General features: G+C 73.2%; 13 protein-coding genes. 4 read left to right on the forward strand and 9 right to left on the reverse strand.

Annotated elements, in window-relative coordinates; translation table 11 throughout:
- Positions 1–221 precede the first annotated feature (221 nt).
- The 4 genes from JQS43_RS19990 (at position 222) to JQS43_RS20005 (ending at position 5,362) form a co-directional block, all read left to right on the forward strand.
- Positions 222–950: a hypothetical protein gene (locus tag JQS43_RS19990; protein WP_239675910.1), complete on the forward strand. Its 729-nt coding sequence runs from the start codon at positions 222–224 to the stop codon at positions 948–950.
- Positions 951–1,117: 167 nt separating this feature from the next.
- Positions 1,118–3,898, forward strand: a complete 2,781-nt coding sequence (locus JQS43_RS19995) for an ABC transporter permease (RefSeq protein WP_239675911.1) — start codon at positions 1,118–1,120, stop codon at positions 3,896–3,898.
- Complete coding sequence (locus JQS43_RS20000; protein WP_239675912.1) at positions 3,885–4,625, forward strand: ABC transporter ATP-binding protein; 741 nt, start codon at positions 3,885–3,887, stop codon at positions 4,623–4,625. The genes JQS43_RS19995 and JQS43_RS20000 overlap by 14 nt, the downstream gene beginning before the upstream one ends.
- Positions 4,622–5,362 carry an ABC transporter ATP-binding protein gene (locus JQS43_RS20005; protein ID WP_239675913.1) on the forward strand — a complete coding sequence of 247 codons (741 nt, stop codon included), beginning with the start codon at positions 4,622–4,624 and terminating at the stop codon, positions 5,360–5,362. Before JQS43_RS20000 ends, JQS43_RS20005 begins: the two co-directional genes overlap by 4 nt.
- Here the strand turns inward: JQS43_RS20005 and JQS43_RS26110 are convergent.
- The 9 genes from JQS43_RS26110 to JQS43_RS20045 form a co-directional block, all read right to left on the reverse strand.
- On the reverse strand, positions 5,359–5,484 hold the full coding sequence (locus JQS43_RS26110; protein WP_275580933.1) for a hypothetical protein: 126 nt from the start codon (positions 5,482–5,484) through the stop codon (positions 5,359–5,361). The two genes, JQS43_RS20005 and JQS43_RS26110, sit on opposite strands and share 4 nt — an antisense overlap.
- Positions 5,485–5,764: 280 nt before the next feature.
- Complete coding sequence (gene thiC / locus JQS43_RS20010; RefSeq protein ID WP_239675914.1) at positions 5,765–7,393, reverse strand: phosphomethylpyrimidine synthase ThiC; 1,629 nt, start codon at positions 7,391–7,393, stop codon at positions 5,765–5,767.
- On the reverse strand, positions 7,390–8,208 hold the full coding sequence (gene thiD / locus JQS43_RS20015; protein WP_239675915.1) for a bifunctional hydroxymethylpyrimidine kinase/phosphomethylpyrimidine kinase: 819 nt from the start codon (positions 8,206–8,208) through the stop codon (positions 7,390–7,392). The genes thiC and thiD overlap by 4 nt, the downstream gene beginning before the upstream one ends.
- The gene (locus JQS43_RS20020; protein WP_239675916.1) at positions 8,205–8,834 is read right to left on the reverse strand and encodes a thiamine phosphate synthase; all 630 of its coding nucleotides are present in this window, start codon (positions 8,832–8,834) and stop codon (positions 8,205–8,207) included. Before JQS43_RS20020 ends, thiD begins: the two co-directional genes overlap by 4 nt.
- Entirely contained in the window at positions 8,831–9,601 is a 771-nt protein-coding gene (locus tag JQS43_RS20025; protein WP_239675917.1) for a thiazole synthase, read from the reverse strand. Before JQS43_RS20025 ends, JQS43_RS20020 begins: the two co-directional genes overlap by 4 nt.
- Positions 9,602–9,603: 2 nt before the next feature.
- A complete protein-coding gene (thiS, locus tag JQS43_RS20030) occupies positions 9,604–9,807 on the reverse strand; it encodes a sulfur carrier protein ThiS (RefSeq protein ID WP_420847603.1) in 204 nt (67 codons plus the stop codon).
- A 2-nt stretch (positions 9,808–9,809) separates the two neighbouring features.
- Positions 9,810–10,862, reverse strand: a complete 1,053-nt coding sequence (thiO, locus tag JQS43_RS20035) for a glycine oxidase ThiO (RefSeq protein ID WP_239675918.1) — start codon at positions 10,860–10,862, stop codon at positions 9,810–9,812.
- Complete coding sequence (thiE, locus tag JQS43_RS20040; RefSeq protein WP_239675919.1) at positions 10,859–11,482, reverse strand: thiamine phosphate synthase; 624 nt, start codon at positions 11,480–11,482, stop codon at positions 10,859–10,861. The genes thiO and thiE overlap by 4 nt, the downstream gene beginning before the upstream one ends.
- 186 nt (positions 11,483–11,668) lie before the next feature.
- Positions 11,669–12,484, reverse strand: coding sequence for a serine hydrolase domain-containing protein (locus tag JQS43_RS20045; RefSeq protein WP_239675920.1), 816 nt, complete (start codon positions 12,482–12,484; stop codon positions 11,669–11,671).
- Positions 12,485–12,595: the final 111 nt, after the last annotated feature.

Raw genomic sequence — 12,595 nt, forward strand, 5'->3', positions numbered from 1 at the left:
CCCATCTGGAGACGCTGCCCCGCCCGGACCCCCGCTCCGGGCTGCACCGCTGCTCGCCGGCTCCGCCTGCACCAGCGCAGCCTACGCCGGATCTCGGCGGTCAGCAGGCACCCGCCTCGAGAATGTCGCGAACATGACACGTCCCCCCGGCCGTTACTGCTTTTGGAGTAGGCCGTTACGGATAGTGAGTTTTGTCCGATCGAACACCCAAGGACCCATACGTGCGCACCACGACGGTAGCCCGGCCGCGCCGCCGGCGACCGCGCCCCACCACCCGAGCCCCCCGAGCAGTCGCCGCCGCACCACACCCGGCGCCGCCAGCCACCGACCGCGGCGCCGCCGCACAGACCGACCCCAGCACCGACCAGCCAACCGCCGCGGCCAAGCCCGCTGCCCGCCGCCGACTCATCCGCGGCGCGGGGTGGCTCCAGCCACTGCTCGCCGCGCTCCGACCCGCAGCGCACCAGCTGGGCTGGCACACCGGCCGGCTCGGGCACGCCGCCCGGTACCGGGCAACCGCGTGGAGCAACCGGATGGCCCGCGCCTGGCACCGGCGCACCGCCAGCGACCGAACCCTCGGCCGGCCACCGCTCGGCCGGCTCCTCGCCAGTGAACTGAGCCGCCGGCTCCCCAGCTGGCTCCGCCCCCGCGACCCGACGCTCGCCGGGGTCCGCGACACGCCACCGCCACCCGGGCGCCTCGCCGGCATGTGCACCTGGGCCGCGCTGCTCGGACTGCTGGGGTTGCCCCTGGCCGGCAGGGCGTTGCTGACCGTCGCCGCCGGGTCCCGGCCCGACTGGTCGGACCCGGGCATGCTCACCGGGGTGCTCGGGATCGGACTGGCGGTGGCTGCTTTCCTGGTCGCCCACCGGCGACGCGCCCCCTGGCTGCTACTCGGCCTCGCCACCCTCCTCCTCGCCGCCGGCCCCCGACTCTTCGGCGGAGAGTAACCCGACCACCCGGCCCAAAACTCTGCTCGGCTGACAACCACCTGGCCGGGCCGTCGCGTCCTGTAAGAGACCAGGGGTAGGGACGACGGCGGCCGGGGCGGTGCACACCGCCCGGGCCGCTTGCCGACACGCGGCGGGCGGGGGCGCCGGGGAGGGACCAGACCGGGATGCGACTGCTCACCTTGACCCCGTGGCGGCGGGGGCCGCTGCTGCTGCTGCGCCGACCGGGCGTCGCGGTCGCCCTCTTCGCCGCCGCGATGGTCGCGGCGCTGCCCGCCGCAGCCGCCCCGATCTTCCTCTCCTCCGCCGAGCACGCCACCCTGCATCGGCAGATCGACCAGACCTGCCCGGGCTTCGTCGGCGTCCAGGTCACCGGCGAGCTGGCACCCGTCGGCCAGCAGGGCAGCCTCGACGCGGTCCTCGGCGAAGACCGGTTCCGGGGACGGGAAGCAGCGGTGGCCGCGCACGCGCCGGCCGGCTTCGACCCACCCGTCAACACCGGGTACGGCGAGGTCGACGTCGAGTTGACCGACCGGCCGCTACCCAACCCGGACCTTTCCGGGCTGCTGCTGCTGGCCCGCGACGACTTCGCCGACCACATCGAGGTAGTCGACGGCGCCGCCAGCCCCGCCGAGCAGGACGGCCTGTGGCTGCCCGACGAGTACGCCGAGGCGCAACAGATCCAGATCGGCGACGAGCTGGAGCTGGCGGCCCGCGGCGCCGACCTCGGCAGCTGGCACACGTACGAGCAGGACGAGCAGGGGCTGCTCCCGCTGCCCGAGGTCGGGAGCGTCACCTTGCCGGTGGCCGGCATCTACCGCGACCTCCGGGCGTCCCCCGACCCGCCGTACTGGTGCGGCGTCGCCCAGGTCTACCGCGGCAGCGAGGACCCGTTCGACGACAACCTCCCGCCACCGGCGGCGATGGTCACGCCAGAGACGCTGCTGGCGGTCGGCGACGCCACCCAGCTGCGCGCCGGCCAACAGCTTGAGCTGACCCTCACCGACCCGGACCTGACCTCACCGGCCGCCGCCGAGGTCGCCGAAGGCGCCGCCGCGCTCCAGGCCACGCTCTACTCCGAATATCGGGACCTCTTCCCGAACACCTTCCTCGACGAGGTCACCTTCTCCTCCAGACTGGACCGCTTCCAGCAACGGGCGGAGCTGGTCCGCTCCGGGATCGTCCCGCCGGTGCTCCCGATCACCGCCGCCGGCACCCTGGTCGGCCTGGCGGTCACCGGCGCCGCCGCCTTCTACTGGGCCCAGCGACGCCGCCGCGAGTTGGCGGTGCTGGCCGCCCACGGCGTCAGCGCCAGCGCGATCGGGGCGAAGGCGGTATTCGAGGCGCTCCCGGCGCTGCTGCTGGGCACCGTCACCGGTTGGCTGACCGCCTGGGGGCTGGTCGCGTCGGTCGGCCCCTCCCCGGTGCTCGCCCAAGGCACCCTCGCCACCGCCGCCCTCGCCGCCGGTGTCACCGGCACCATCGGTGTGCTGCTGGTCGGGCTGCTCGCCGCCGGCCGCGCCCGGGGCCTGGTCGACACGCCCCCGGCCAGCCGACGGGTCGGCTGGTGGCGCAAGCTCCCATGGGAGCTGACCCTGTTCGGCGGCGCCGCCGCCAGCTGGTTCATCTTCGCCGACGACCAGGTCTCCGACACGGTCGTCGGCGGGGTCGGCTCGGTCGCCCACATCCCCGCCGGCCTGCTCCTCACCCCGATCCTGATCATCATCGCGATCACCATCCTCGGCGCCCGGATCGCCGCCGCCCTGCTCCGCCGGCCGGGGCCCGACCGCCCCGCCCGCGGCACCGCCCGATACCTCGCCTGGCGGCGGATCAGCCGGGCCGCGGTCGCCACCACCGTGCTGGCCGCGGCGACCGCCATGCCGGTGGCGATGGCCGCCTTCGGCGCCACCGCCACCGGCACCATCCACACCACCGCCGAGGCGAAGCTGCAGTTCAACCTGGGCAGTGACACGGTGATCAGCTACCTGCGCCCGATCGACCGAGAACGCGACGAACAGCCACCACCGCCCCCGATCCCCGACCAGCTCGCCGGCCAGAGCACCGAAGTGCTGCGGCTCAACCAGCAACGGCTCGACGGCCTCACCGTCGACCTGCTCGCCGTCGACCTGACATCCTTCACCGACGGCGCGTTCTGGGACCCGCGGATCTCGGGTCCGGACCTCGCCACCGCCGTGGACCAGCTGGCCGACGGCGGCACCATGACCGTGGTGGCGAACCGGCGGTTCGAACCCGGACCGGCCACCCTGGAGGTGCGCGGCGAACCGATCGAGGTGGCGGTCGCCGCCACCCGGCCGCTGCCCGGGGCGCAGGCCGCCTACCCGCTGGTCATCGTCGACCGCGACCGGCTCGCCGCCAAGCTGGACGAGTCGTACCTCGATCTGTTCACGCCCCAGATCTGGATCGCCGGCGAGCCGGCCGAGACGCTCGCCACCGCCTCGGCCGCCGGGCTGCCGCTGACCTACAGCAGCAGCATCGAGGAACACCGGGCCGGCGCCGTCTACGAACCGGTCACCTACACCTTCCAGTACCTCACCGCGCTCTCCATCTTCACCGGTCTGATCGCCGCCATCGGACTGCTGCTCTACCTGGAGGCCCGCACCGCCGCCCACCGCCGGGCCTATGTGCTGCTGCGCCGGCTCGGGCTCGGCCCCGGCCAACATCGACGGGCAATGTTGCTGGAGATCGGGGCACCGGTGGCGACCGGGCTGCTGGTCGGCGTAGCCGCCGCGGTCACCCTGGCGTACACGCTGCGCAGCGGCTTCGACATCCACCCGACCCGGTTCCCGGGCACCCTGCTGGTGCTGCCGGTCACCGCCACCGGCGTGATCACCGCGACCGCGATCGTGATCGCGGTGCTCGCGGCGGTCCTCACCCACCACCGAATCCACCACACCAACCCCGCGGAGGTACTCCGTGACACCCCCTGACCGCGGTCGCCCGGTCCACCCAGCGCCGGCCGTCGCCACCCGCACCGGCGAACCAGCCCTGCGCTGCGACGAAGTCGAACGCTCCTACGGCTCGGCCGGTTCGCTGGTGCCGGCGCTCCGCGGGGTCTCCCTCACCCTGCCCCGAGGCAGCATCACCGCCCTGGTGGGACCCTCCGGCTCCGGCAAGTCGACGCTGCTGCGGCTACTCGCCTGCATCGACCGGCCAGATGCCGGGCGGATCCGGCTCGACGGGGTCGAGGTCACCACGCTCTCCCGCCCGGGCCGGGTCCGGCTGCGCCGCCGCCAGCTGGGCTTTCTCTACCAGGCACCCGCCGACAATCTGCTCGACTACCTCACCGTCCGCGAACATCTCCAACTCGGCGCCGCCCTCCGCGGGCTGCCGAAACGTGACCCCCAGCTGACCAGCCTGCTGGACCGGCTCGGGCTCGCCGACCGGGCCGAACATCGACCCCGCCAGCTCTCCGGCGGCGAACAGCAACGCACCGCCATCGCCTTCGCCGCCATCGGCCCGCCCGCGGTGCTGGTCGCCGACGAGCCGACCGGGCAGCTCGACCACACCACCGCCGACGAAGTCCTCGCCGCGTTCCGGGTGCTCGCCACCACCGGGGTGGCGATCGTGGCCGCCACCCATGACCCGGCCGTCGCCGACCGCGCAGACCAGGTGCTGCGGATGCGGGACGGCGCCGTCGTCCAGGAGGAGACATGACCCAGTACTCCGGCACCCAGCACTCCGGCGCGATCATGAGCGTCACCGGCGTCACCCGACGGTTCCAGCGCGGGGCGGAAACTGTGCTAGCGCTGGACAATGTGTCGTTGGAGCTCTACCCAGGTGAGCTGGCGGTCGCCGCCGGCCCCTCCGGCTCCGGCAAGACCACCCTGCTGTCGCTGCTCGCCGGCACCGAAGCCGCCGACTCTGGACAGGTCACACCGCTGCCGCCGCTGCCCACCGGGGTCTCCCCCGGCGAACTCGGCTGGCCGTACCTCGCCTTCGTGCCGCAGGCGCTCGCGCTGCTGGACGAGTTCACCGTCGCCGAGAACGTCAGCCTGCCGGCGGCGCTGAACCCCGCCGCGGCCAGCGGCACACCGAGCACCGAAGAGCTGCTGGAACGGCTAGAGATCGGACACTTGGCGGGCCGCTACCCGTCGCTGACCTCCGGCGGCGAACAGCAGCGCACCGCGGTCGCCCGCGCGCTGCGGCTCCGCCCCCCGCTGCTGCTCGGCGACGAACCCACCGGGCATCAGGACCGCGCCCGGGTGGCGCTGGTGCTCTCGGTGCTTCGGCTACACGCCTACCACGGCAGCGCGGTCCTGATCAGCAGCCACGACCCGGAGGTGATATCGGCCGCGGACCGGGTGATCACCCTGGCTGATGGCCGGATCGTCGCCGACGAGCGCGCCGGCACCCCGGCCAGCCAGCCCGCCCCGGCCAGCCAGCAGGCTTAGCCCTCCGCGCCGCCGCCCGCTCGCCCCGCCGCCCGCTCGCCCCGCCGCCCGCTCGCCCCACCGCTCGCTCGCCCCACCGCCCGCTCGCCCCCCACCGCCCGCTCGCCCCGCCCGAGCAGCACGAAACGTGCATAACCGGACGATAGTCGGGCCGCAGAAGCTCTTGGTGGGTTGAGTGGTGATCCACTACGGCGACAAACTACTTCCAAAACGGCAAAACAGGCGCCACTCGCCCCACCAAGTCGGGTGAGACGAGCTGTCCGGAGCCGATCTTGCAACGATCCCCACCGACAGCCCGCTAGCCGAGCTGAAGATCCAAAGCCCTACGGCTGTACGACACGCGGCGTGTCGTACAGCCGTAGGGTAGTTGATCCACGCGGGATCGCGCCGGAGCGACCGACGTTACGAGGTGACCGGTAGGTAGACGCGGCCGCCGGCGTCGACGAACTCGTCCGACTTCTCCTGCATGCCCGCCTGCGCCGCCTCGGCCACCGTGATGCCCTGCTCGTCGGCGTACTTCTGCAGGTCCTGGGTGATCCGCATGGAGCAGAACTTGGGCCCGCACATGGAGCAGAAGTGCGCGGTCTTCGCCGGCTCCGCCGGGAGAGTGGCGTCATGGTAGGCCCGCGCGGTGTCCGGGTCCAGCGACAGGTTGAACTGATCCTCCCACCGGAACTCGAACCGCGCCTTGCTCAACGCGTCGTCCCACGCCTGCGCGCCCGGGTGCCCCTTGGCGAGATCCGCGGCGTGCGCGGCGATCTTGTACGCGATCACCCCGGCCTTGACGTCGTCCCGGTCCGGCAGGCCCAGGTGCTCCTTCGGCGTGACGTAGCAGAGCATCGCGGTGCCGAACATCCCGATCATCGCGGCGCCGATCGCCGAGGTGATGTGGTCGTACGCGGGTGCGACATCGGTCGTCAACGGGCCGAGGGTGTAGAACGGGGCCTCGTGGCACCAGTCCTGCTGCAGATCCACATTCTCTTTGATCTTGTGCATCGGAACGTGGCCCGGCCCTTCGATCATGACCTGGACGCCGTGGTCCCACGCCACAGTGGTCAGCTCGCCGAGCGTCTTCAACTCGGCCAACTGCGCCTCGTCGTTGGCGTCGGCGATCGAGCCTGGCCGCAGCCCGTCCCCCAGCGAGAAGGTGACGTCATACTTCGCCAGGATCTCGCAGAGCTCCGCAAAGTGGGTATAGAGGAAGCTCTCCTGGTGGTGCGCCAGGCACCAGGCGGCCATGATCGACCCGCCCCGGGAGACGATCCCGGTGACCCGGCCGACCGCCAGCGGCACATACCGCAGCAGCACCCCGGCGTGCACCGTCATATAGTCGACGCCCTGCTCAGCCTGCTCGATGACGGTGTCCCGGTACAGCTCCCAGGACAGCTTCGTCGGGTCGCCGTCGACCTTCTCCAGCGCCTGGTAGATCGGCACGGTGCCGATCGGGACCGGCGAGTTGCGGACGATCGACTCGCGGGTCTCGTGGATCCGCTTGCCGGTCGAGAGGTCCATCACCGTGTCAGCGCCCCACTTGGTGGCCCAGCTCATCTTGTCGACCTCTTCGGCGATCGACGAGGTCACCGCCGAGGTGCCGATGTTGGCGTTGACCTTCACCAGGAACCGCTTGCCGATGATCATCGGCTCGATCTCCGGATGGTTGATGTTCGCCGGCAGCACCGCCCGGCCGGTGGCGATCTCCTCCCGGACCACCTCCGGGTCCATACCCTCCCGGACCGCCACGAACTCCATCTCCGGGGTCACCACCCCGGCCCGGGCGTACGCGAGCTGGGTCACCGGCTTGCCGTTGGCCGCGGCGAGCGGGGTGCCGGCCCCGCGGGACGGCGCCACATCACCACGTTCGGCGATCCACGGCCCCCGCAGCGGCGGTAACCCGACCTCCGGCTCGCTGCCCGGCCCGGCCGTGTCGTACAACCGCACCGGCGGATTGTCGCCGGCCAGATCCACTTCGGCGAACGGCACCTGGATGTCCGGGCGCGACCCGGCCACGTACACCTTGCGGCGAGCGTTCATGCGTTGTCTCCTTCACTGTCAACCGAGGGTGACCACTCGAAGTGGTCCAGCGGGCCGATCCCGCCGCCGATCCGCCAACCGGTCGCACCGGCCAGCGCACGTGCCACATAAGACTTAGCTTGGGAGATCGCATCGACCAGCTGCTCACCGTGCGCCAGCCGGGCCGCGATCGCGGCGGCGAAGGTGCAGCCGGAGCCGTGGTTGTGGGTCGTGGGCACCCGGGGGCCGCGCAGGAACCGCACCTCGCCGTCGAGCCACAACGCGTCCACCGCCTGCTCCCCGCCCCGCAGATCACCGCCGGTGACGACCACACAACGGGCACCACCGGCCGCGAGATCCCTTGCCGCGTCCGCCATCTCGGCCAGTGTCGTCACCGGACGGTCGAGCAACGTCGCCGCCTCGGCGACGTTCGGGGTCGCCACCACCGCGTACGGCAGCAGTCGCTCGATCGCAGCGACCACCCCCAGGGTGTAGCCGGTCGAGGAGATCAGCACCGGGTCGACCACCAGGTGGGGCAGCACCCCGTCGCGGGCCCGAGCGGCCACCTCGTCGGCGACCTCGGCGCTGCCGAGCATGCCGGTCTTGACCGCCGCCACCGACAGGTCATCCAGGACCGCGGTGAGCTGACTCGCCACCGCCGCCGGTGGGATCGGATGAACGTCGGTGACCGCCTTGGTGTTCTGCGCGGTCACCGCGGTGATCACCGAGGCGCCGAAGCACCGCTGGGCCGCGAACGTCTTCAAGTCGGCCTGGATGCCGGCACCGCCACCGGAGTCCGACCCGGCGATGGTCAGCGCCACGGGCGGGGTGGTCATACCGTCACCTCCTGCTCGAAGGCTGCCTGAGCAAAAGCCGTGCGGAGCGTCGCCACGGTCGCCGCCGGGTCCGCGGCGCGCATCACCGCGCCCATCACCGCGACCCCGCTCGCGCCGGCCCGCCGACAGGCCGCCGCCTGGTCGGGCGTCTCGACCCCACCCAACGCGAGCACCGGCCGGCCCGCGAGCGGCACCAGCCGGGCCAACTCGGCCGTGCCCAACGCCGGCCCGTACCCGGGTTTGGAGGCGCTGGCGAAGACTGGGGAGAGGGTGATGTAGTCCTCAGTGGTGAGCCGCGCCAGCTCCGCCGGGCTGTGGCAGGAGCGGCCCACCAGACCGGCAGCGGCCAACGTCCGCGGAGTCGGGTCGGCGGCGGCGAGGTGGACCCGGTCGCCGCCGAGCGGGTCCGGCCCGGCGACCAGCAGCTGACCCGCGACCGGCGCCAGCACCTCACGCAGGTGGGCAGCGAGCGCCGCCCTGGCCGGGGTCGGCAGGTCCTTCTCCCGCAGCAGCACCCAGCGGGCACCACCGGCGACCGCCGCCGCGACCACTTCGGGCAGTGGCGCCGCCGCCTGCCGGCGGTCGGTCACCACCACGACGCCGCTGGGAACCCGGGCGCCCCTCACAGGTCCGGCCGCCCCGCTTCCGGCGTCGAGGCCAGCGCCCGCCCGTACCGGCGGGGGATCCGCCCGGCCGCCGCCGCCATCCGGCCGGCGGTCACCGCGTACCGCATCGCCTCGGCCATCGCCGCCGGATCTTCCGCCCGGGTCACCGCGCTCGCCAGCAGCACCGCGTCGCAGCCGAGCTCCATCGCCAGCGCCGCGTCCGAGGCGGTGCCGATCCCCGCGTCGAGGATGACCGGCACGCTCACCGCCTCCCGGATCAGCTCGATATGGTGCGGGTTGCTGATCCCCAGCCCGGAGCCGATCGGGGAGCCGGCCGGCATCACCGCCACGCAGCCGGCGTCGGCGAGCCGGCGCGCCAGCACCGGGTCGTCGTTGGTGTACGGCAGGACGGTGAACCCGTCGTCCACCAGCCGCTGGGCGGCGGCGACCAGCTCCACCGCATCCGGCAGCAGGGTGCGCTCGTCGCCGATCACCTCCAGTTTGACCCAATCGGTCTCGAACGCCTCCCGCGCCAGCTGGGCCAGCTTCACCGCTTCGGTGGCGGTAAAACAGCCGGCGGTGTTGGGCAGCAGCTTCACCCCGGCCCGCTGCACCACCTCCAGCAGCCCGCCGGAGCCGCCCGGGTCGACCCGGCGCAGCGCCACCGTCACCAATTCGGTGCCGCTGGCCTCGATCGCCCGCTCCAGCGCGGTCAGGCTGTGGGCACCGCCGGTGCCGAGGATGAGCCGGGACCGTAGCTCCAGCCCGCCGAGAGTCCAACTGTCCATTGTCAACCCCCTTGGGTCGCGGTCAGCACCTCGACCCGGTCGCCGTCACCGAGCGAGGTGGACTCCCAGGCGGCCCGCGGCAGCACCTCGCCGTTGAGCGCCACCGCCACCCCCCGGGCGGACGGGTCGGCCACCAACTCGGCGACGATCGTCGCCACCGACAGCGGTGCCGGCGCCTCCCGCTGCTCACCATTGACGCTTATCAACGTCAGCCTCCTTCTGCGAAACGCTGGGGCGAGAACGGTCGGATCAGCTCGGGAGCTTCGCCGGTGACGAGCAGCTCGCAGATCGCGTCGGCGGTGGCCGGCGCCAGCAGCACCCCATGCCGGTAGTGACCACTCGCGACCACCACCCGGTCGCGCCACCGACCCAGCAACGGCGCGTTGTCCGGGGTGCCCGGCCGGTGCCCCACCCCGACCTCGACCAGTTCGTACTCGCTGAGCTCAGGCACCAGATCGGTGGCGGCGCGCAGCAGCTGCAACGCCGCCCCCGCGGTCGGCACCGAATCCGTCCGCTCCTCCTCGCTCGCCCCGACCACCACCTCACCGTCGGCGCGGGGCACCAGATACACCTTCCGGCCGTCGGCGTACCCCCGGATCACATGCTGGAAGCCCGGCTGGTGCGCGGGGGCGCGCAGCCGCAGCAGCTGCCCCTTGACCGGCCGCACCGGGACCCCGGTGAGCTCCGCCGAACCGCAGCCCGCGGCGACCACCACCGCCCGTGCCTCCACGCTGGGCAGATCGGTGATCCGGCGGGCCACGAAGCTCGCCCCGGCGGCACCGGCCGCCGTCCGCAGGGTGGTCACCAACCGGCGCGGATCGACCTGGTGGTCGCCCTCGGCGAGCGCCCCGGCGCGCAGTCGCGGATGCAGCGACGGCTCCCGCTCCCGCAGCTCGGCCGCGGGCAGCCGGGTCACCGGCAGCCCGAGCGTCTGCTGGTACTCCCACAGCCGCTGCGCCTCGGCCAGATCGTCCTGAGTCAGCGCCACCTGCAGGGTGCCCTCGCTGCGATAACCGGTGGGCCCGTGCGCGGCCAGCTCCTGTGCGAACGCCGGCCACTGACCGGCGGAGGCGACCAGCAGCGCGGTCAGCTCCGCCTCCCCGAAGTACGCCTCGCTCACCGGCGCCAGCATCCCGGCCGCCACCTGCCAGGCACCCCGGCCGTTGTCGTAGACGGTCACCGACATGCCACGCTGGGCGCAGCGCCACGCCACCGACAGGCCGACCACACCGCCACCGACCACCGCCACGTCGACGGTCACGGGGTCACCGCCGCGAGCAGCTCCTTCGTCGCCGCCGCCGGGTCGGCCGCCTCGCTGACCGCCCCGATCACCGCCACCCCGTACGCGCCGGCGGCGCGCAGCTCACCGACCCGGGCGGCGGTCACCCCGGCGATGGCGATCACCGGCGTACCGGGGACCGCGGCGGCTACCGCACCGACGCCGGCCGGGCCGAGCGCCGCCGGCAGCCCCGCCTTGGTCGCGGTGGTGTACGCCGGGCCCACCCCCAGATAGCTGGCGCCGTCGGCGACCGCGGCCCGGGCGCTGGCGGCGTCCCGACAGGTGGCGCCGAGCACCGCCGCCGGGCCGAGCACCCGGCGCGCGGCGGCGACCGGCAGATCGTCAGCGCCGACGTGGCCGCCGTCGGCGCCGACCGCCAACGCCACCTGCAGCCGATCGTTGACCAGACAGGTCGCGCCGTGCTCAATGGTCAACCGGCGGACCTGCGCGGCGAACTCGTACGCAAGCCGGTCGGTGGTCTCGTCGGCGACCCGCACCTGCACCACCGGGGCGCCGGCGGCCAGCGCAGCGGCGGTCGCACCGAGCGCGTCACGCCCGTGCCTGCTGTCGGTGATGATGTGTAACCGCCCCAGCGGTGCCACCGCGGCCTCCTCCCTGCGCGGGGATTACCCCAGTCAGGTTCATCCGGTCGCGGGCCGCCACAGCCCGCCTCTCAGCCCGGTGCACCGGGCTCCCGTGGGTGTCGTCTGCGGCCAACCCTACGCGGCGCCACGCTGGTTGCCAACCGTCACACACCGCAACCCCCGCCGTACGGGGATGGGTCGGAGTCAGCGAGCGAAACGCTCAAGCACCGCGTCGTTGAACGGTGGCCACGCCGCGCCGGCCCACTGGCCGAAGTCGCGCCCGGTCAGCACCGCGCAACCGAGCTGCGCCGCCGGATCCACCCAGAGGAACGTGCCGGTGGCACCGAAGTGGCCGAAGGTCTGCGGCGAGTGGCGCTGCCCGGTCCAGTGCGGCTGCTTCTCGCCGCGGATCTCGAAGGCCAACCCCCACGGGTTCGGGGTGAACTTCCCGAAGCCGGGCACCACCCCGGCGAGCGCCGGATAGTGGACACTGGTCGCGGTGGCCAGGGTCTCCGCGCTCACCAGAGTCGGCGCCAACAGCTCGCGCGCGAACCGCAGCAGGTCCGCCACGGTCGACTCGATGCCGTGCGCCGGTGAACCCACCAGCTCGGTGTCGGCCATCCCCAGCGGCTGCAGCACCGCCTCGGTGAGGTAGTCACCGAACGGGATCCCGGTGCGCTCGGCCAGGTGCCGGGCGAAGGTCTCGATCCCCACGTTCGAGTAGATCCGCCGCTGCTCGGGCGGGGCGAGCACCTTGTCGTCGTCGAAGGCGAACCCGGCGGCGTGGGCGAGCAGGTGTTGGACGGTGGCACCGGGCGGCCCGGCGGGCTCGGCCAGGGTCAGCGCCTCTTCCTCGATCGCGACCAGTGCCGCGAGCCCGACCAGCAGCTTGCTCACCGAGGCGGTCCGCACCCGCCAGTCCAGATCGCCGGTGGCCGCGACGGTCTCCGCCGGGTCGGTCACCCCGGCGGCGACCTGCTCGACGGGCCACTGCGCTACCAGCTCCGAAAGATCCTCCACGCCGCCGACCCTAGCCGACCCCTCCCCCTCCGCGTTGATCATGGGGTTGGGGACCGATTTGGGCGCCGCCCCGCCGAGTTGACCATGGAGTTAGGGACCGATTTGGGCGCC

Origin of the sequence: Natronosporangium hydrolyticum, assembly GCF_016925615.1 — a bacterium.
GTDB lineage: Bacteria > Actinomycetota > Actinomycetes > Mycobacteriales > Micromonosporaceae > Natronosporangium > Natronosporangium hydrolyticum.